Below are 19,743 nucleotides of genomic sequence, written 5' to 3' on the forward strand. Positions count from 1 at the left end.
TGGGGAGTATCGCCGATGCCGACGATCCCGTTCTTCAAGCATGCGACCCTGCGCGAGATCATCATCACGCGGCTGTGCTGCGGGGCCGATGTCATCGTGATCCTTTGTTGCGCAGGCTATCTCGTCGGGCATTATCCCGCGGTGGGATTGCGCTGGCCGTGGTCGATCGTGGCGCTCCTGGCCGGATATTTCCTCGCTGACCTTTTTTCGGGGCTGGTGCATTGGGTGGTCGACACCTGGCTCGACGAGGGGATGCTCGGCCGTGGCATCGCGATCACGCGGGAGCATCACACCCACCCCGGCCACGTTCTGCTCTACGGATTCCTCGACCAGGCGTCTCTCGGTGCGGCGCCGAGCGCGGCGGTGGTCGGAGTCGCAGCCACCGTCACGGCGTTGTTTCCGGTTTCCGCGCTCACCTATGCGCTGATGATCGTCTGGTTCGTGATCGCGACCTGCATGCTGTTTGGCATGAGCTTTCACAATCTCGCGCACCGGCCGGTCCGCCCGCTGCTCCTGCGCATGGCGCAACGGCTGCATCTGGTCTGCTCACCCGAGCATCATTGGTGTCATCACCGTGACCACACCATCCGTTATTGTGTCATCAATGGATGGGCCAATTATCCGTGCGACCGTCTCCGGCTATGGAGCAGGCTGGAATGGCTGGTAACGGCAACGACCGGACGTGCGCCGCGGGCCGACGATGCGGAGTGGCAACGGAAATTGAACGATACCGGAATCTTCGTCGGGTCGCCGCGGCCGATTGGATAGCGCAAGCCTGTCTCGTGTCGATGTTGCGCAAAGCGCCGCGGCTTTGTATCCAGACCCGAGAGCCGCGGGAGATCAACCATATGACCAACACGCACGTCCACGCCCCTATCAGCTCCGCCACCGGGCCGAGCGGCGATCTCTGCATCCGTACGCTGGCGATGCCCGCCGACACCAACGCGAACGGCGATATCTTCGGCGGCTGGCTGCTGAGCCAGATGGACGTCGGCGGCGGCGTGTTTGCGTCAAAGGCCGCGAAGTCGCGCACCGTGACGGTCGCGATCGAGGCGATGAATTTTCGCAAGGCGGTCTATGTCGGCGATCTCGTGTCGGTCTACGCCAATCTCGTGCGCGTGGGCCGCACCTCGCTCACCGTGCATCTGGAAGCGTGGGCGCTGCGCCGCGGGGAGGAGCATCCGTTCCTCGTCACCGACGGCAACTTCACCTACGTCTCGATCGACGAGCACGGCCGCCCGCAGGCGGTTCGCTCCGCCGACGCAGCGATCGCGACGTAATCGCGCGCGACGCTCTGCCCCAGGCGCGCGGTGTCGCCAAACGCGGCGCGCGTGAGTCATCGCGCCGTGGCTTCGCCAAGAACCAGTCAAGAACCAGTCATAAAACGGATGAGGTCTCGGCGTACTCAATTGCGTGTCGATTCGGGGTGGAAGCGGCCTCAAAATGCCTGGGAACCTTTGGGCAGGAGTGTCGTTATTTGCCCGCACTGAGGAATCCACGGACCATGCCGGACAGCTACATCATCGAAGTCAATTCGCAGACCGCAGGTATCGTCGTTCGTTCTTCGGGAGGCTATTGCTTCTTTGCCTCGTCCCACCGCTTCAACCGTCTCGAAGGCCAGCTCTTCCGCAACGCCCGCGAAGCCGAACGCGCCGCGCGCAAGCTGGTGAGCGGTGACGTGAAGGAAGCGGCGTAAGCGTCTGCTGGTGATTTCTGACACGCAAGGCGTGGTCGGAATTTTTTGCAGCCCTTGATACTGCTGCTTTCTTCCTTCTCCCCTCATGTCCGCCGAAGCCTTGGCGAAGGCGGGAGAAGGTGGCGCGAGGCGCCGTACGCGTTATTCCGGGGCGCGCGAAGCGCGAGCCTGCAATCTATCTTGCCTTAACGAACGTGCATTCCGGGCCCGCGCCTTTCGGCGCGTCCCGGAATGACGTCGTTGATCACAACTTCGTTGCTGCCCGCGACAGGAGCCTCCACTCGTCGCCCTGCTTCTGCCAGTTCATCAGGATGTGAAGGTTGGTCGACACTTTCTTCCCATCGGCCGCCATCTCCTGCTCGGCCATCCAATGGAAGCGCACGATCGCTGCGGGTCCGACGACCTTGATCGTGGGGTCCTTGTAGTCGACCGACAGGAATTTCGACTTGCCGTCGGTGGCGTTACCGATGAAGGTCGCCTTGTCCTCGACCTTGCCGCTGGAATGGCTGTAGCTGAGATCGTCCCAGCACAGTGCGCCGAGCGCCTTGGGATCGGCCGCGATCTGGGCGAGGCGGAAGGCCTCGACCTTCTTCGCCACGGCGTCCTCGTCCGCCGAAGCGGCGAGCGCCGGTGTCGTGAGCGCAAGCGCGGAGACGGCAAGAGCTGAGACGGCCAGAGTCGAGAGAGCCAGATCGCGTCGGTTGATCGTCATCGTTTCCTCCTTTTTGATCTTGCGGCGAGTGTTGCAGCCGCGCGCGGCTTTGTCGAGTGTCACGTCGTCGTCATGTCCATGCGTCATTGCGCGGTCGAAGCCATATTGATACGTCTCGCGCATCAATTCGCCGCGGATTTGGGAAAGTACGGAAATGATCGAAGCCAAAACGGAAGCGATGGGCAGGGCTTTGCTGTTCGACATCGACGGCACGCTGGCCGACACCGACCCGTTGCACTTGAAGGCCTTCAACCAGGTGCTCGGCCCTCGCGGCCACGTCTTCGATCACGCGCGCTTCTCCAGAGAGCTGCAAGGTTTCGCCAATGTGTCGATCGGTGAGCGATTCCTGCCCGACGAGGCGCCGGAACGGCGCGCCCTGATCCTCGATGAGAAGGAGGAAGTCTTCCGTGCGCTCGTGGCCGGGCAGATCGAGCCGCTGCCGGGCCTGATGGCGCTGCTCGACCGGGCGGATGCGGCCGGCATTCCCATGGTGGCCGTGACCAACGCGCCGCGTCTCAACGCCGAGCTGCTGCTCTCGGGCCTTGGCATCACGCATCGTTTCAAGGCGCTCGTGATCGGCGCCGAGCTGCCGCACGGCAAGCCGCATCCGCTGCCCTATCAGGAAGGGCTGCGTTTCGTCGGTGCGAGCGCAGAGGCCTCGATCGCATTCGAGGACTCCCGTACCGGCGTGCAATCGGCCACGGCGGCCGGCATTCCGACCATCGGCGTCCGGACCAGCCTCAGCCATGCTGACCTGGTTGCAGCCGGCGCAGTCGCGTCCGCCAGCGCCTTTGACGATCCGCAGCTGCTCGCGCGTCTCGCCAGCGCCATGACTTGGTAAGAAATGGCGTGGTGACGGGCCGCATAAGTTAACCGTGATCGGCGCGCGCATTGACCGAAGGCGCGAACCGCCGCACCATGCATTCTCCTGATTTGAGGCTTTTGCCGTGACCGGACTGACCCATCGCCAAGCCGAAATCCTCAACATCGCGCGGGCCTCGGGCCGTGTCATGGTCGAGGAGCTCGCGCGCCGCTTCGAAGTCTCGGCGCAGACCATCCGCAAGGATCTCAACGATCTCTGCGAGCGGAGGTCGTTGACCCGCATCCATGGCGGCGCCATCATCGCCTCCGGCGTGGAGAACCTCGCTTATGAGGCGAGGCGCTTCGTCGCCGCCGACGAAAAGAAGGCGATCGGAGCCGCGGCCGCCTCGCTGATCCCGAACGGATGCTCGCTCTTCATCAATATCGGCACCACGACGGAGGAGGTCGCGAGCGCGCTGACCTCGCACGAGGATCTCCTCGTCATCACCAACAATCTCAATGTCGCGATGCTGCTCTACCGTCATCCCCGCATCGAGGTGGTGGTCGCCGGCGGCACGGTCCGGCGGGCCGACGGCGCCGTGGTCGGCTCCACCGCGACGCAGCTGATCGGCCAGTTCAAGGTCGACTACGCCATCATCGGCGCGTCCGCGATCGACGAGGAGGGCGCGCTGCTCGACTTCGACTATCGCGAGGTGCAGGTGGCCCAGGCCATCATCGCCAATGCCCGCAGCGTGATGCTGGTTGCCGATTCCACCAAGCTCCGCCGCAGCGCGCCGGTGCGCATCGCCCACATGACCCAGATCCAGACCTTCGTCACCGACCAGGAGCTTCCCGAGCGTCTCGCCACGATCTGCCACAGCAAGGGCATCGAGGTGATGGCGGCGATGCCAAAGGGGGCGGACATCGACGATGCGCCGGCCGACGCTCAGGATGCCGCGCCCGAAGCCGCGCCGGTGGTGCGGCTGCGATAGGGGCTTAGACGTCGTCCCACGGATTGAGCAGCGGGACGCCGAACGCGGCAAGATTCTTCACGTTGCGCGTGACGAGCGTGAGGCTGTTCGCGAGCGCGGTCGCCGCAAAGAAGCCGTCCATGACAGACAGTGCGACGCCGCTTCTGCGGCTCTGCGCCATCAAATCGCCCCAGCGCTCGGCGACTGCGTGATCTATCGGCAGCACGCGTTCTGCGAACCGCGACGGCAGATCATGGGCGAGCCAGGCGGCGAGCGCTGTGCGCCGGCGGCCGTCCTCCAGCAATGCGATGCCGCGGCGAAGCTCGGCGATCGACGCGACGCTGATGAACGTACGATCCTCATCGACCGTATCCAGCCACGTCAGAACTTTCGGCGACGGCGCGGGCCGCTGAATTTCCGACAGCACGTTGGTGTCGAGCAGGAGGTTCACGGCACCTCGTCGCGTGGCGCGGCGTGCACGCGGTCAAGCGCGAGGTCGGCGCCGCGAAGCGGCGAGGCCAGCAGGAATTCAGCCAGCGTGCCTTTGCGCGCGGTCTTGCGCGCCCATTCCTCGGCGGAAACGACGACCGCATTGGGCCTGCCATGTCGGGTGATGACTTGCGGGCCCGTTTGGGCGCGGTCGATCACCTCGGACAGTCGTGCCTTGGCGTTGGCAAGCGTCCAGGTGTCATCAGTTGGAAGCGTATCGGGTGCAGTATTGCGGTCGGCCATGCGAGCGGGAACCAAGATGACTATTATGACTATAATTCAGCGTGGTTAGCCGTTCAAGCTTGCGGTTGCTTTCGGAATTGCCGTCCAAGCTGCTCATTTCCTCGTCTGATTGCCTGCAGAAAACTTTCGCTTTCACTTCCCTCCTCCTCTCTTTCGTCTTGCTTTCGTTTTTCGGTGTGATCTAATCAAAAACGAAAGTAACCGCTCGACGGAACGAGCGGTCGCCGGGGGATGCGTCTGTTGGAGCGTATTTTCGACCTCGCCATCATTGGAGGCGGTGTTAATGGCTGCGGCATCGCGCGCGATGCAGTGGGCCGTGGCAACACTGTTTTCCTGTGCGAAATGAACGATTTGGCGAGCGGGACATCGTCCTGGTCGACCAAGCTGGTCCATGGCGGCCTGCGCTATCTCGAATATTACGAGTTTCGCCTGGTCCGTGAGGCGCTGATCGAGCGCGAGATCCTCTGGGGCATCGGGCCCCACATCATCCGCCCCTTGCGTTTCGTGTTGCCGCATCACGCCGGCCTGCGTCCCGCCTGGCTGCTGCGGCTCGGCCTCTTCCTCTATGATCATATCGGCGGCCGCCATCTCTTGCCGGCGACCCGCTCGGTCGATCTCCGGCGTGACGAGGTCGGCAAGCCGCTGATCCCGAATCGCTACTCCCGCGCCTTCGAATATTCCGACTGCTTCGTCGACGACGCCCGCCTCGTCGTGCTCAACGCGCGCGATGCCGCCGACAAGGGCGCCGAGATCCGAACCCGCACCCGCGCGACGGATATCAAGCAATCCGACGGCCTCTGGACCGTGAGCATGGTCAACACGCTGACCGGTGAGCGGTCGCAGATCCAGGCCCGCGCGCTGGTCAATGCCGGCGGCCCCTGGGTCGAGGACGTGCTCGGCCGCGGCGCCGGCGTCAACGCGAAAGCCAAGGTGCGCCTGGTGCAGGGCTCGCACATCGTGGTCAGGAAGCTCTACGACCACGACCGCGCCTACATGTTCCAGAACGCGGACGGCCGCATCATCTTCGTGATTCCCTACCAGGACGATTTCACCCTGATCGGCACCACGGATCGCGATTATGACGGCGATCCCTCCAAGGTGAAGGCGACGGCCGAGGAGATCCAGTATCTCTGCACTGCGGCGAGCGAATATCTGGCAAAGCCCGTGACACCGGACGACGTGGTCTGGACCTATTCCGGCGTGCGGCCGCTCTATGACGACGGCGCCAGCGAAGCCAAGGCCGCGACGCGCGACTACGTATTCGAGCTCGACACGCCCGGCGGCGTGCCGCTGCTGTCGATCTATGGCGGCAAGATCACCACCTATCGCCGCCTTGCCGAGGAGGCGCTGGAGCGGCTCGCGCCGTATCTTCGCAGCGCAAAAGCGCGGGAAGGGTGGACTGGCAAATGGCCGCTGCCCGGCGGCGACATGAATGTGTCCGACATCGACGGCCTGATCGCCGAGCTGCAGCGCGGTTATCCCTTCCTCAGCCATGAGCACGCCAGACGGCTCGCGCGCGCCTATGGCACCAAGGCCATCAAGCTGCTCGGCGATGCCAAATCATCGGCCGATCTCGGCCAGGCTTTTGGCGCGACGCTGACCGAGCGCGAGGTCCGCTACCTCATGGCCAATGAATGGGCCGTGACCGCCGAGGACGTCGTCTGGCGCCGTTCCAAGCTCGGCCTGCGACTATCTGCCGATGAGATTGCTGCGCTTGACGACTGGATCAGGACCCACGCCGTGCCGCAAAGTCCTCTGCTGGAAGCGGGAGGACGCTCATGACCGTGACGCTCGATCACGTGACCCGGACCGTCGAAGGGGTCCAGCATATCCGCGACGTCTCGCTGACGCTCGAGAGCGGCACGCTGAACGTGCTGCTCGGGCCGACGCTGTCGGGCAAGACCTCGATCATGCGGCTGCTCGCCGGCCTCGACAAGCCGACATCGGGCAAGGTGCTGGTCAACGGCAAGGACGTCACCGGAGCCGACGTGCGCCAGCGCTCGGTCGCGATGGTCTACCAGCAGTTCATCAACTACCCCTCGCTCACGGTCTACGAGAACATCGCCTCGCCGTTGCGCGTGCAGGGCAAGCCGCGCGACGAGATCGAGGCGCGCGTGGCGGAGGCCGCAAAACTGCTCAGGCTCGAGCCGTTCCTGAAGCGCACACCACTCAAGCTCTCCGGCGGCCAGCAGCAGCGCACCGCGATCGCGCGGGCGCTGGTCAAGGGCGCCGACCTGGTGCTGCTCGACGAGCCGCTCGCCAATCTCGATTACAAGCTGCGCGAGGAGCTGCGCGCCGAGCTGCCGCGCATCTTCGAGGCCTCGGGCGCCATCTTCGTCTATGCCACGACCGAGCCGACCGAGGCGCTTTTGCTCGGTGGCAACACCGTGTGCATGTGGGAAGGCCAGGCGCTCCAGATCGGCGAGACCGCCAATGTCTATCGTCGCCCGCAGACCTTGCGCGTCGCGCAGGTTTTTTCTGATCCGCCGCTCAACCTCGTCGGCATCGAGAAGAAGAACGGCTCCGTGCAATATGCTGGAGGCGCGGCGTCGCCTGCATCCGGCCTCTATTCATCGCTGGCCGACGGCGCCTATCGCGTCGGGTTTCGCGCGCATCAGCTCGCGCTCGCCAATGGCGAGGCTGATCGCCATGCCTTCCATGCCACTGTCACGGTGACCGAGATCACCGGTTCGGAGAGTTTCGTGCATCTGACCCGCGACGGATCGAACTGGGTGGCGGTGCTGCACGGCGTGCACGAATTCGAGCCCGGCCAGACGCTCGACGCCGTGCTCGATCCCAACGATGTTTTTGTGTTCGATGCTGCCGACCGGCTGGTCGCAGCACCTGGATCGTAGGAGGAGATGCGCCATGGCTCGCATTGACCTCGTCGATCTCGCCCACTCCTACGGCGGCAATGATGCGCCGCAGGACAGCTTTGCGCTGAAGCCGGTGACCATGACCTGGCGGCAGGGCGGCGCCTATGCGCTGCTCGGCCCATCCGGCTGCGGCAAGACCACGCTGCTCAACGTCATCTCCGGCATCATCACGCCGTCACGGGGAAAAATCCAGTTCGACGGGGTGGACATCACACCGCTGTCAACCCAGAAGCGCAACATCGCCCAGGTGTTCCAGTTTCCGGTGATCTACGACACCATGACGGTGGGGCAGAATCTGGCGTTTCCGCTGAAGAACCGCGGCGTGCCGAAGGCCGAGATCGACAAGCGCGTCGCCGAGATCGGCCGCCTGCTCGATCTCGAGCCCTATCTGAACCGCAAGGCGACGCGGCTGACCGCCGACGCCAAGCAGAAGATCTCGCTCGGCCGCGGCCTGGTGCGCTCCGATGTCGCCGCCGTGCTGTTCGACGAGCCGCTGACCGTGATCGATCCCGAGCTGAAATGGCAGCTCCGCTCCAAGCTGAAGGCGCTGCATCGCGAGCTCGACCTCACGATGATCTACGTCACCCACGACCAGACCGAGGCACTGACCTTCGCCGACACCGTGGTCGTCATGCATGACGGTCGTGTCGTGCAGAGCGGCACCCCGGCCGAGCTGTTCGACAAGCCCGCGCACACCTTCGTCGGTTACTTCATCGGCTCGCCCGGCATGAACATCCTGCCGGCGGAGGTGAGGGGACGCGAGGCCAGGATCGACGGCCACGTCATCGCGCTGAACCGCGCTTACGACAATCTGCCTGTGGGGGCGAAGATCGAGATCGGCGTCCGTCCCGAATTCGTGGAGGTCGACGCGCCCGCGCCCGGCCTGCTCGGTGCAAAGATCGAGCGCATCGACGATCTCGGCCGCATCCGCTTCGCGCGCGTCCGTGTCGGCGAAGCCAAGCTCGCCGCGCGCGCACCCGCCGGATTCACCAGTTCGGACGGCATGGCCGGATTGAAGTTCGATCCGTCTCACGTCCACGTCTATGCCGACAGCCTTCTGGTGGAGGGAGCTGCCTGATGGACAAGATCGTCAACCAAAAAGCCTGGTTCCTGGTGCTGCCGGTGTTCCTGGTGGTCGCCTTCTCGGCGGTGCTGCCGCTGATGACGGTGGTGAACTATTCGATGCAGGACACCTTCGGCAACAACCAGTTCTTCTGGAACGGCGTCGGCTGGTTCAAGGAATTGCTCGATCCCTCGACCGATCTCGGCGGTCGCTTCCTGGCTTCGCTCGGACGCAATCTGTTCTTCTCGCTGGTGATCCTCGCGATCGAGGTGCCGCTCGGCATCGTCGTCGCGCTGTCGATGCCGCGCGAGGGCTGGACGGTGGCGGCCTGCCTCGTCATCCTCGCGCTGCCGCTTTTGATTCCGTGGAACGTGGTCGGCACGATCTGGCAGATTTTTGGCCGACCCGACATCGGCTTGCTCGGCTATGTCCTCAATGCCATTGGGATCGACTACAATTACGTCTCCAACGACATCGACGCCTGGGTCACCGTCATCGTGATGGACGTCTGGCACTGGACCAGCCTCGTCGCACTGCTTTGCTATGCCGGCCTGAAGTCGATCCCGGAGGCTTATTACCAAGCCGCCCAGATCGACGGTGCCTCGCGCTGGGCCGTGTTCAAGGCGATCCAGCTGCCGAAGATGAACCGCGTGCTGCTGATCGCGGTGCTGCTGCGCTTCATGGACAGCTTCATGATCTACACCGAGCCGTTCGTCGTCACCGGCGGCGGGCCCGGCAATTCCACCACCTTCGTGTCGATCGAGCTCGTCAAGATCGCGCTCGGCCAGTTCGATCTCGGCAAGGCCGCGGCGCTGTCGCTGGTCTACAACCTGATCATCCTGATCGTCTGCTGGATTTTCTACACCGTCATGACCAATGCCGGCGCCGAGCGGAAGCCCCAGGAAGGAGCCGCCTGATGCATTCGATTCCCGGCCGTCGCCTCATCATGGGGCTGTTCCTGATCTTCCTGCTGCTGCCGATCTATTGGCTCGTCAACATGAGCTTCAAGACCAACGCCGAGATCGTCTCGACGATGACGCTGTGGCCGCACACGCCGACGCTGCAGCACTACAAGCGCATCTTCACCGACGAGAGCTGGTATTCCGGCTACATCAACTCGCTGGAATACGTCGTCCTCAACACCATCATCTCGATCTCGGTGGCGCTGCCCGCGGCCTATGCGTTCTCGCGCTACCGCTTCCTCGGCGACAAGCATCTGTTCTTCTGGCTCTTGTCGAACCGCATGGCGCCGGCCGCGGTCTACGCGCTGCCGTTCTTCAACCTTTATTCGGCGATCGGCCTGTTCGATACGCCGTGGGCGGTCGCGCTCGCGCATTGCATCTTCAATGTGCCGCTGGCGGTGTGGATCCTCGAGGGCTTCGTCTCCGGCGTCCCGCGCGAGATTGACGAGACCGCCTTCCTCGACGGCTATTCCTTCCCTCGCTTCTTCATCAAGATCCTGGTGCCGTTGATCGCGAGCGGCATCGGTGTCGCCGCCTTCTTCTGCTTCATGTTCTCCTGGGTCGAGCTTCTGCTTGCGCGCACGCTGACCTCGGTGTCGGCCAAGCCGATCGCCGCGATCATGACCCGCACGGTGTCGGCGTCGGGCATGGACTGGGGCCTCTTGGCAGCGGCCGGCGTGCTCACCATCATCCCGGGTGCGCTCGTGATCTGGTTCGTCCGCAACTACATCGCGAGCGGTTTTGCGCTCGGTCGCGTCTGAGGAGGCATCAATGGAATCGATCGCATGGATGGCTTGGACGCTGCCGACGGCGATCTTCTTCGCCGCGCTCGCCTGCACGCTCGCCGTGATGACGTGGCTTGCGGCGGTCTATCCCGAAGCCGAGCGCGTCGGCGTGCTCCGAATTCCGACCACGCGCGGCGACCGCCTGTTCATTTCGCTGATATCAGCGGCGGTCATCCACCTTCTCTGGATCGGCTTCTTCGGCACCGATGCGATCGCAATGCTGCCGATCGGCGAGGAGGGCGTTGAAATCTCGCGCCTGTGGCTCGCAAGTGGAATTTCGCTGGTCACGGCCGTGCTCATTTTTCGCACGGTCTGAAGCTCGCGAAGGGACGGCCAGATCCGGGGGCAATCCGGGTCTGTATAAAAGTTTGTCGCTGCAACGGAGGAACAACATGCGACAGTTTAGGAGAAGGAAAGGTCCATTGACCAAGAATAGCTTTCTGACCATGTCCAGCGCCGCCGCCATCATTGCGGTGTCGTTCGCCGTCTCGGCGCCGGTCCGCGCCGCCGACGACGCCGTGATCCAGAAGTGGATCGCGGAATTCACGCCTTCGACGCTGTCGAAGGAAGACCAGAAGAAAGAGCTGGAGTGGTTCGCCAAGGCCGCCGAGCCCTTCAAGGGCATGGAGATCAACGTCGTCTCCGAGACCATCACGACTCACGAATATGAGTCGCAGACGCTGGCCAAGGCGTTCTCCGAGCTCACTGGCATCAAGCTCAAGCACGACCTCATCCAGGAAGGTGACGTCGTCGAGAAGCTGCAGACCCAGATGCAGTCCGGCAAGAACGTCTATGACGGCTGGATCAACGATTCCGACCTGATCGGCACGCATTTCCGTTACGGCCAGACCGTCGTGCTGTCGGACTACATGACCGGCGAGGGCAAGGACGTCACCGATCCCATGCTCGACGTCAACGACTTCATCGGCAAGTCGTTCACCACGGGGCCGGACGGCAAGCTCTATCAGCTGCCCGACCAGCAGTTCGCCAACCTCTATTGGTTCCGCTACGACTGGTTCACCAACGCCGACTACAAGGCCAAGTTCAAGGCCAAGTATGGCTACGAGCTCGGCGTGCCCGTGAACTGGTCCGCCTATGAGGACATCGCCGAGTTCTTCACCAACGACATCAAGGAGATCAACGGCGTCAAGGTCTACGGCCATATGGACTATGGCAAGAAGGACCCCTCGCTGGGATGGCGCTTCACCGACGCCTGGCTGTCGATGGCCGGCAACGGTGACAAGGGCATTCCGAACGGCCTGCCTGTCGACGAATGGGGCATCCGCATGGAAGGCTGCCGTCCGGTCGGCTCCTCGGTGGAGCGTGGTGGCGACACCAACGGTCCGGCCGCAGTCTACTCGATCACCAAGTACCTCGAGTGGCTGAAGAAGTACGCGCCGCCGCAGGCGCAGGGCATGACGTTCTCCGAAGCAGGCCCCGTGCCCGCCCAGGGCAACATCGCCCAGCAGATGTTCTGGTACACCGCCTTCACCGCCGACATGGTGAAGCCGGGCATCGCCGTGATGAACGCGGACGGTACGCCGAAATGGCGTATGGCTCCCTCGCCCCACGGTTCGTACTGGAAGGAAGGCATGAAGCTCGGCTATCAGGACGCCGGCTCCGTGACGCTGCTGAAGTCGACCCCGGCGGATCGCCGCAAGGCGGCCTGGCTCTATCTCCAGTTCATCATCTCGAAGTCGGTGAGCTTGAAGAAGAGCCATGTCGGTCTCACCTTCATCCGTGAATCCGACATCTGGGACAAGTCGTTCACCGAGCGTGCGCCGAAGCTCGGCGGCCTGATCGAGTTCTACCGCTCGCCCGCGCGCGTGCAGTGGACCCCGACCGGCAACAACGTGCCCGACTATCCGAAGCTCGCGCAGCTGTGGTGGCAGAACATCGGCGATGCGTCGTCCGGTGCGAAGACGCCGCAAGCCGCGATGGATGCGCTGGCCGCTGCTCAGGACTCCGTCATGGAGCGCCTGGAGAAGTCCGGCGTGCAGGGCGCCTGCGGTCCCAAGCTGCACAAGAAGGAGACGGCCGAATACTGGTTCGCCAAGGCCCAGAAGGACGGCACGATTGCTCCGCAGCGCAAGCTCGCCAACGAGAAGCCGAAGGGCGAGACTGTCGACTACGACACCCTGATCAAGTCGTGGCCGGCAACCCCGCCCAAGCGCGCGGAAGCGAAGTAAGCGGCGCGTAGCGTCATCAAATGCGAAAGGCCGGGAGCAATCCCGGCCTTTTTTGTTTGTTGTGAGCCATTCTGCTCACCCCACCGTCACTGCGAGCGAAGCAAAGCAAAGCAATCCAGAGTCTTTCGGCGGAGGCAGTCTGGATTGCTTCGTCGCACCAGCGCAAAATTGCTTCACAATTTTGTCGCAGGCTCCTCGCAATGACGGCGGAGAGAGCGAAACCTTACTCCGCCGGCTCGGCCGCCAGCGTCGGATAATCCGTGTAGCCCTTCGCACCGCCGCCGTAGAACGTGTTCTTGTCCCAGTCGTTCAGCGCTACGCCCTGCTTCAGCCGCTCGACGAGGTCGGGGTTGGAGATGAAGGGCTTGCCGAAGGCGATGAGGTCGGCCGCATTGGCGTCCAGCACCTTGGTGGCGAGATCGAAATCGTAGCCGTTATTGGCGACGTAGGCGCCGGCAAAGCGCTTGCGCAAGGATGCATAGTCGAACGGTGCGATATCGCGCGGGCCGCCGGTGGCGCCTTCGACGACATGGAGATAGACCAGCTTCAGCGCGCTGAGGCCGTCGACGATATGGTCGTACAGGGCTTGCGGGTTGGAATCCGCGATATCGTTGGCCGGCGTCACCGGCGAGATGCGGATTCCGGTACGGTCGGCACCGGCCTCGGCCACGACGGCCTTGGACACCTCCAGCATCAGCCGCGCGCGGTTCTCGATCGAGCCGCCATAGGCATCGGTGCGCTTGTTGGCGCCGTCCTTGGCGAACTGCTCAAGCAAATAACCGTTGGCGCCGTGAATCTCGACGCCGTCGAAGCCGGCCTCCAGCGCGTTCTTCGTGGCGCGCTTGAAATCGTCGATAATCCCGGGGATTTCGGAGAGCTCGAGCGCGCGCGGCTCGGAGACGTCGGCGAAGCCGCCGTTCACAAAGGTCTTGCCCTTGGCGCGGATCGCGCTCGGTGCCACCGGGGCTGCGCCACCCGCCTGCAGATCGACATGCGAGATGCGGCCGACATGCCAGAGCTGGATGAAGATCTTGCCGCCGCGCGCGTGCACCTTGTCGGTGACCTTGCGCCAGCCGGCGACCTGGTCCTTGGAATAGATGCCGGGCGTGTCCTGGTAGCCCTGGCCCTGCTGCGAGATCTGGCTCGCTTCGGTGATCAGGAGCCCTGCGGAGGCGCGCTGGCCATAATAATCGGCGGCGAGCGCACCAGGCACGAATGTGCCGGGCACGGCCCGGTTGCGCGTCAGCGGCGCCATCACCAGGCGGTTGGCCAGCGTGATCGGGCCGAGCTTATAGGTCTCAAACAATTTGGTCGAACGGCTCATGGGGGATGCTTCCAGGATGTGAGGTCCCGAACACTTGTGCATCGCGACATCAGGCGCAAGGGAGGAGCCATACGGAAAGTGCAGGCGAGCTACGCGGCAGGGGCCGCGTAGCATAATTCATGTGCGATTTTGCCCGCGACAGTGGATTGCGACTGCCGCGGCCGTGCGATTTCGCAAATCAGTTCGCGCCCATGAAATCGCGCTTGCCGATCTCGACGCCGTTGTGGCGCAAAATGCCGTGGGCGGTCGTGGCGTGGAAATAGAAGTTGGGCAGCGAGAACGCGCTCAGGAATTGCTGGCCCTTCATGGTGATGGATTTGTCGGGGCCGGCGGGGAAGGTGACGTCCTTGCTCTCTGCCCCCTCGAACTGCTCGGGCTTGAACGACTTCACATAGTCGATGGTCTTGGCCAGCCGCTGCTTCAATTCCGCAAAGCTGGTCTCGGTGTCGGGCGTCGAGGGCACCTCGCTATGGGTCAGCCGGGCGCAGCCCTTGGCGGCGAAATCGCTGACGAGCTGGATCTGCTTCGACAGCGGCAGCATGTCCGGGAAGAGGCGCGAGCCGAGCAGGACGCCGGGGTCGATCTTCCTGGCCGCGCAATGCGCCTCGGCCTTGGTAAGCAGGCCGGTGAGGCTGTTCAGCATTTGCAGATAGGCGGGGACGGCCGCGTCGTAGAATGACATGTGATGCTCGCTTGTGAATGGGAAAATCTCAGGAGAAAACCTGAGCTACTCACATGGGAGGCTCACGAAAAAATACAATCGCGGGGAGCTGCTTGTGCAGTGCGAAAATTCTACCGCACCATCCCCGTCGGCTGTGCCTGCGCCGTCCCGCCCCGCATGCGGGCGAGCAGCTCGGCGGTCGGCCAGGAATCGGCCGGCAGGCCGTGCTTGATCTGCATCGCCTTGACGGCAGCGCGGCTCTGCTGTCCCAGCACGCCGTCGACCTTGCCGACATTGAAGCCGGCACGTACCAGCAGTTGCTGCAATTCCTTGAGCTCGTTGAACGGCAGTTGCGCCACCGGCGCCGACGACTTGCGCATAGGGGCTGCGCCCGCAATGCGCGAGGCGAGATAGCCCGCTGTCGTCGAGTAGATCAGCGAGTTATTCCACTCGGTGTAGGCCGCGAAATTCGCATAGGCCATGAAGGCCGGGCCAAAGCGGCCCATCGGCAGCAGCACGGAGGCCGCGAGATTGTCGTTCGGCAAGGGACGGCCGTCGGGATAAGTGACCCCTAACTGCGCCCATGTCGAGCGCGGCTCTCGGACCGTAAGATCGGTCTTATCCCAGGGCAGGTTTGGCGGCACCTTGATCTCTTCCAGCCACGGCTCGCCGCGCCGCCACTTCAGGCCGTTGGCGATGTAGTTCGCGGTCGAGCCGATCACATCGGCTGGCGACCGCAACAGGTCGCGCCGTCCGTCGCCGTCATAGTCGACGGCGTAGTTGACGTAATGCACGGGCAGGAACTGGGTCTGCCCGAGCTCGCCGGCCCAGGAGCCGATCATCTCGTCGGGATGCAGATCGCCGCGGTCGATGATCTTGAGCGCGGCGATGGTCTCGCCCACGAACATCTCCGAGCGGCGACAATCATAGGCGAGCGACACCAGCGATTTCAGCGTCGGCAGATTTCCCATGTTGGCGCCGAAGTCGCTCTCCAGCCCCCAGAACGCGGCGATCACCGCCGGCGGCACGCCATATTCCTTTTCCGCGCGCGCGAATGCGGCGGCGTATTGCTTGATGTGCTGCCGCCCGTTCTGCATGCGATAGGGCGCCGCCATGCGGCCGGCGAATTCGGTGAAGAGCTGGCCGAACACACGCTGGCCGCGGTCGCGGTTGACGATGCCCTGGTCGTAGACGAGGTAGGGCGAGGCCTCCGCGATGGTTCGCTGCGAGACGCCGGCGGCCACGGCCTGTTGCTTCACGTCGGCGAGAAAGCGATCGAAGCTCGCGCCATTGTGGCACGACGCCGCGCGCGGCGACGGTGCAGTGGCTCTGGGCGCCACGGGCTTGGCAGGCGGTGAGGCGAACTGGGCGGAGGCGGGGACGAAAAGCGCGAAAAGCGCGACGGCCGCGATCAGAAATCGGGTCTGGACCATTGGAGTTCCGGCGGGGAAGGGGCAGGCGTAGATTCGCCCGAAGCTTAGGTCAAGTGATGGCTTCAAGCCATCCTTTCCGTGCCACCCTAACCGAACAGCCGCATCAGCAGCGCCTTCCCGACCGGGAGCGCCCTGACGCCCTGATAGGCGCGGACATACTCACCCGCATAGAACGCCCGGATGGCATGCACGCGCGTATCCATGCCTTCCTCGAAGCGGACCGCAAATCCATCGGTGGTTCGCCGCACCACGATCGCTGCGATCGAGCGGCCATAGATCTTGCACTCAATCGTGCTGCCGGGGTGCGGCGGATCGGGATCAATCAGCCGCGCGCCGGTGATGGAGATGTCGGCGAGCCGCGCGAGATGCGACTTGCCGTCCTGGCGCAGCAGCACCGTCTCATTGCGATCAAAGCGCTCCGCCTTGCGCTTGCGCGGCTGCTCGATGCAGACGAAGCAGACCACGGTGAGGATGAATGCGTTGTAGAGGCTCCAGGTCAGAGCCAGCCCGCCATAGGCGATGTTCTCGCCGCGCAGGTGCAGGATGAAGGCATAGGCGATGGCTGCGAGCGTGACGAGAAGCGCGGTGCCATAGAGCCGCAGCAGCGGCCATTCGACAAATCTCCTGTCCCGGTCTCCGCCTTTCGCCGTGACCTTGAACTTGTGTCCTTTCGGCTTCAGCAGACCGGTTGCCACCGCCTTCAGCACTGCGGGCGCGGCGATGAGTTGCGACACGTCCGTCATCATGGCCAGCGAGCGGCCGTGCGACAGCCAGGCCATGCTGAGACTGTGCCAGACATAGAACGGCAGAAAGAACCGGAGCAGCTCGCTCAGGTCGGCCCGGACCGCCTTGATGCCGAAGAGCAGGAACAGCCAGGGCACCACGAGGCCCGCCACCTTCGACGTGTAGACCGCGGACCAGCTCATGAAAGCATCGACCAGCGAGAGTCGGTCGATGAAGGAGAGCTTCGACTTTCTCGACAGCGGTCCGCTGCGGCCGCGCACGATTTGCATCAAGCCGAGGCACCAGCGGGCGCGCTGGGTGATGTATTCCTTCAACCCTTCCGGCGCGAGCCCGATCGTCAGCCGCTCGTTGAGATAGATCGTGTTGAGGCCGCGTTCCTTCAGGCGAAGGGTGACGAGATAGTCTTCCGTAACGGAATCGGTCGGAAATCCGCCGATCAGCATCAGTCCGTCGTAGCGAATGAGCGATGAGGTGCCGCAGCAGAATGCGACGCCCCAGGCGTCCTTCGCCGGCAGCAGTATGTCGAAGAAGAAGCGTTGCTCGTCCGGCCAAACGTCGGTTGCAGCAAGGTTGCTCTGGATCGGGTCGGGATTGATGAAGTGCTGCGGCGTCTGCACCACCCCGACCGAAGCATCGTCCATGAGCGAGATGGTCCGCGCCAGGAAGTCGGGCCGCGGCACGAAGTCCGCGTCGAGGATGGCCACGAATTGCGGCGGCTTCGGCATCGCACCGACATGTCGGAGCGCATGATTGATATTGCCGGCCTTGGCGTGATGGTTGTCGGGTCGCGTGAGATAATGGCAGCCGAGTTCACCCGCGAGTCGCCGCAGCCAGGGCCGTCGGCCGTCGTCGAGCACCCAGACGCGGTAGTTGCCGTATGTCATGCCGGTCGCGCCGATGATCGTGCGCTCGAGGATCGATCGTTCCTCGTTGTAGGTGCAGATGAAGACGTCGATCAGCGGCGCGCCCGGATCGAAGGCGCGGCTATCGATCCTGGCTGATCTGGAACGATCGATTGTTCGGCTCAGGAACAGCAGAGACAACGTGACCGCGACGAGCGAGGCCGCTTCCAGCAGCAGGAAGGGATAGCCGATCACGGCATCCGCGGTCAGATGCGGCGGCGGGAGAGTCGCTGTGACGCGCCAATGGAGATAGCGGAGCAGGAAAACGACTGACACGATGGCCAGGAACGAGCGTGCCATCGTGCTGTCGCGCCTGAGCAGCGGCACGATCGCCATGAAGGCGCCGAGCGCAATCAGGCCGGGCGTCAGCGCCGTCGTCACGGTGCGGTCTCTTGCCTTGCAAACACCACGCGGCCGGTGCGTCCCACCGTGCAGGCGTGGGCAGCACCATCACCGAGCGCAACGGTCACGCGATAGGGCTCCTTGCTCAGCGCGTCGGGATTGATGGCGAGATTGGCGGGCGCGCCGGCGGCGCCGGTCAGGTTGACCACGGTGCCGGAAATCGGCGCGCCGCCGTCGTTCGGCTCGAAGGTCGCGTGGTCGCCGAGCTGCAAACGGTTGTAGACGTTCTCGGTGACGTTCGCGGTGATGACGGCGCCGCTGCAATCGAGCACCTTGAGCAGCGGTTGGCCGGCTTGCACGTCCTCGCCCGGCGAGGTCATCATCTCCCAGACGCGCCCTGTGACGGGTGTCGTGATGTTGGCTTCGGACAGATCGGCGAAGCGAATCTCTTCGGTGATGATCTCGCTGGCGAGCCAGGCGATCTCGGTGTCGGTGCGTGCGAGGTCAGCGTCGAGGTCGCCGGCACGCTGGCGCATCTCTTCCTCGCGCTGCACCGAGCTCGGCCGGTCGTTGTAGCTGTCGCCGAGGAAGGAGCCGTTCCGTGCCGCGGCAAGCTCGACCTTGGCCGCGTCCAGCCGCTTGCGCGCACCGAGCTCGATCTGCTGCGACACGGAGAGCTCGCGGGTCAGCCGTGCCAGCTCGACGGTCGAGACATTGCCGGATTTCGCCAGCGAGGATGCGCGGTCGACCGCGGCATTGGCTTCCTCCCGCCGCGCTGCGGCGGCCTCGATCGAGGTCTGGATCTCGGCGATCCGGGCCTCGAGCTGGAGCACGCGCCCGTCGCGGAATTGCGTCGCCTGCCGCGCCAGGTCCTTTTGCGCTGCCTGGGCCGAGGCAAGCTTGGCGGCAAGGCTCGGCCGCTCGTTCTCCAGGCGTGATTTCTGCCGCCGGAGATCGTCGAGCCGGGTGCGATCGCCGCGCGGGTTGACCACGCGCAAGACCACGGTCCCGGCGTCGAGCCTGGCCTGATCGGTCAAGCGCTGCGCGGCTGCCACACGGCCGCCGATCGGCGTGCGCAGGGTGACGAGGCGGGAATTCAACACGGCCTCGACGCTTGAATACTCCCAGACCGCGCGCAGCGGCAGCCAGCCGAAAATGGCGATGAGGGCAAGTCCGATCGCGATCTTCGCGCCGCGCCTCAGATTTGGCCAGCGCCGCTGCGATTCCGGCTGTGTCTGCGCATCGGGTGCGGGGCCGGGCTCGTCATTGGCGAACATCTGTTCGTACAGCGCCTCCTGCAATCCCTTCGCGTCAGTCCTCGCGTCGATCTTGGCGTCAGTCTTGGCGTCGTGAGGGGAGGGAGCAGATGCGGGATCGACGGAGGCGGCGCTCGAGCGGTCCATCATGACGATCACCTTGCTGACGGGGTGCCAACGGAACCGGTCAATGCGCCGCGACTGCGCGGCGTGCCCGGTTGCCACGAATTAAGCCGCGATTGTGCTTTCCAGGCTGCTAAACTTATGCGGGTGTTTTTGCGCAAATCCCGCTCA

General features: G+C 64.0%; 20 protein-coding genes. 12 read left to right on the forward strand and 8 right to left on the reverse strand.

Going from position 1 to position 19,743, the window contains the following annotated elements; translation table 11 throughout:
* Positions 1-15: 15 nt before the first annotated feature.
* From AABA86_RS25960 to AABA86_RS25970, 3 genes are all read left to right on the forward strand, one after another.
* Positions 16-768 carry a fatty acid desaturase CarF family protein gene (locus AABA86_RS25960; protein ID WP_338308892.1) on the forward strand — a complete coding sequence of 251 codons (753 nt, stop codon included), beginning with the start codon at positions 16-18 and terminating at the stop codon, positions 766-768.
* Between the two features lie 80 nt (positions 769-848).
* Positions 849-1,280, forward strand: a complete 432-nt coding sequence (locus AABA86_RS25965; RefSeq protein ID WP_212249242.1) for an acyl-CoA thioesterase — start codon at positions 849-851, stop codon at positions 1,278-1,280.
* A 224-nt stretch (positions 1,281-1,504) separates the two neighbouring features.
* Complete coding sequence (locus tag AABA86_RS25970) at positions 1,505-1,696, forward strand: hypothetical protein (protein ID WP_338308893.1); 192 nt, start codon at positions 1,505-1,507, stop codon at positions 1,694-1,696.
* A gap of 244 nt (positions 1,697-1,940) precedes the next feature.
* Here the strand turns inward: AABA86_RS25970 and AABA86_RS25975 are convergent, their stop codons facing one another.
* Complete coding sequence (locus AABA86_RS25975; protein WP_338308894.1) at positions 1,941-2,408, reverse strand: nuclear transport factor 2 family protein; 468 nt, start codon at positions 2,406-2,408, stop codon at positions 1,941-1,943.
* A gap of 154 nt (positions 2,409-2,562) precedes the next feature.
* Between AABA86_RS25975 and AABA86_RS25980 the strand changes: the two genes are divergently transcribed.
* Together AABA86_RS25980 and AABA86_RS25985 are read left to right on the forward strand one after the other, a co-directional pair.
* Positions 2,563-3,249 carry an HAD family hydrolase gene (locus AABA86_RS25980; protein ID WP_338308895.1) on the forward strand — a complete coding sequence of 229 codons (687 nt, stop codon included), beginning with the start codon at positions 2,563-2,565 and terminating at the stop codon, positions 3,247-3,249.
* A 106-nt stretch (positions 3,250-3,355) separates the two neighbouring features.
* Positions 3,356-4,201, forward strand: coding sequence for a DeoR/GlpR family DNA-binding transcription regulator (locus AABA86_RS25985; RefSeq protein ID WP_212249245.1), 846 nt, complete (start codon positions 3,356-3,358; stop codon positions 4,199-4,201).
* A 4-nt stretch (positions 4,202-4,205) separates the two neighbouring features.
* On the opposite strand, the gene AABA86_RS25990 is transcribed toward AABA86_RS25985, so the two are convergent.
* Complete coding sequence (locus AABA86_RS25990) at positions 4,206-4,631, reverse strand: type II toxin-antitoxin system VapC family toxin (RefSeq protein WP_338308896.1); 426 nt, start codon at positions 4,629-4,631, stop codon at positions 4,206-4,208.
* On the reverse strand, positions 4,628-4,912 hold the full coding sequence (locus AABA86_RS25995) for a type II toxin-antitoxin system Phd/YefM family antitoxin (protein ID WP_338308897.1): 285 nt from the start codon (positions 4,910-4,912) through the stop codon (positions 4,628-4,630). The genes AABA86_RS25990 and AABA86_RS25995 overlap by 4 nt, the downstream gene beginning before the upstream one ends.
* A gap of 231 nt (positions 4,913-5,143) precedes the next feature.
* On the opposite strand from AABA86_RS25995, the gene glpD reads away from it, so the two are divergent.
* The 7 genes from glpD to AABA86_RS26030 all read left to right on the forward strand — a co-directional run bounded on the left by glpD (position 5,144) and on the right by AABA86_RS26030 (position 12,787).
* On the forward strand, positions 5,144-6,694 hold the full coding sequence (gene glpD, locus AABA86_RS26000) for a glycerol-3-phosphate dehydrogenase (protein WP_338308898.1): 1,551 nt from the start codon (positions 5,144-5,146) through the stop codon (positions 6,692-6,694).
* Positions 6,691-7,767, forward strand: a complete 1,077-nt coding sequence (locus AABA86_RS26005; RefSeq protein WP_212249249.1) for an ABC transporter ATP-binding protein — start codon at positions 6,691-6,693, stop codon at positions 7,765-7,767. The genes glpD and AABA86_RS26005 overlap by 4 nt, the downstream gene beginning before the upstream one ends.
* A 13-nt stretch (positions 7,768-7,780) precedes the next feature.
* Positions 7,781-8,866 (forward strand): ABC transporter ATP-binding protein, encoded by a 1,086-nt coding sequence (locus AABA86_RS26010; protein WP_338308899.1) that lies wholly within the window; start codon positions 7,781-7,783, stop codon positions 8,864-8,866.
* Positions 8,866-9,768, forward strand: coding sequence for a carbohydrate ABC transporter permease (locus AABA86_RS26015; RefSeq protein WP_212249251.1), 903 nt, complete (start codon positions 8,866-8,868; stop codon positions 9,766-9,768). The genes AABA86_RS26010 and AABA86_RS26015 overlap by 1 nt, the downstream gene beginning before the upstream one ends.
* Positions 9,768-10,574 (forward strand): carbohydrate ABC transporter permease, encoded by an 807-nt coding sequence (locus tag AABA86_RS26020; RefSeq protein ID WP_194406557.1) that lies wholly within the window; start codon positions 9,768-9,770, stop codon positions 10,572-10,574. The genes AABA86_RS26015 and AABA86_RS26020 overlap by 1 nt, the downstream gene beginning before the upstream one ends.
* Positions 10,575-10,584: 10 nt before the next feature.
* The gene (locus tag AABA86_RS26025; RefSeq protein WP_212249252.1) at positions 10,585-10,914 is read left to right on the forward strand and encodes a DUF2160 domain-containing protein; all 330 of its coding nucleotides are present in this window, start codon (positions 10,585-10,587) and stop codon (positions 10,912-10,914) included.
* Positions 10,915-11,044: 130 nt separating this feature from the next.
* The gene (locus tag AABA86_RS26030) at positions 11,045-12,787 is read left to right on the forward strand and encodes an ABC transporter substrate-binding protein (RefSeq protein ID WP_212249373.1); all 1,743 of its coding nucleotides are present in this window, start codon (positions 11,045-11,047) and stop codon (positions 12,785-12,787) included.
* A gap of 223 nt (positions 12,788-13,010) precedes the next feature.
* Here the strand turns inward: AABA86_RS26030 and AABA86_RS26035 are convergent, their stop codons facing one another.
* From AABA86_RS26035 to AABA86_RS26055, 5 genes are all read right to left on the reverse strand, one after another.
* Positions 13,011-14,111 (reverse strand): alkene reductase, encoded by a 1,101-nt coding sequence (locus AABA86_RS26035; protein WP_338308900.1) that lies wholly within the window; start codon positions 14,109-14,111, stop codon positions 13,011-13,013.
* Between the two features lie 178 nt (positions 14,112-14,289).
* Positions 14,290-14,793 carry a DUF1993 domain-containing protein gene (locus tag AABA86_RS26040; RefSeq protein WP_338308901.1) on the reverse strand — a complete coding sequence of 168 codons (504 nt, stop codon included), beginning with the start codon at positions 14,791-14,793 and terminating at the stop codon, positions 14,290-14,292.
* 110 nt (positions 14,794-14,903) lie between these two features.
* A complete protein-coding gene (locus tag AABA86_RS26045) occupies positions 14,904-16,205 on the reverse strand; it encodes a lytic murein transglycosylase (protein WP_338308902.1) in 1,302 nt (433 codons plus the stop codon).
* 86 nt (positions 16,206-16,291) lie between these two features.
* Positions 16,292-18,232: a glycosyltransferase gene (locus tag AABA86_RS26050; RefSeq protein ID WP_338308903.1), complete on the reverse strand. Its 1,941-nt coding sequence runs from the start codon at positions 18,230-18,232 to the stop codon at positions 16,292-16,294.
* Positions 18,229-19,599, reverse strand: coding sequence for an HlyD family secretion protein (locus AABA86_RS26055; RefSeq protein WP_338308904.1), 1,371 nt, complete (start codon positions 19,597-19,599; stop codon positions 18,229-18,231). The genes AABA86_RS26050 and AABA86_RS26055 overlap by 4 nt, the downstream gene beginning before the upstream one ends.
* Between the last annotated feature and the right edge of the window lie 144 nt (positions 19,600-19,743).

Origin of the sequence: Bradyrhizobium sp. TM233 (genome assembly GCF_036247965.1) — a bacterium.
Classification (GTDB): domain Bacteria; phylum Pseudomonadota; class Alphaproteobacteria; order Rhizobiales; family Xanthobacteraceae; genus Bradyrhizobium; species Bradyrhizobium ottawaense.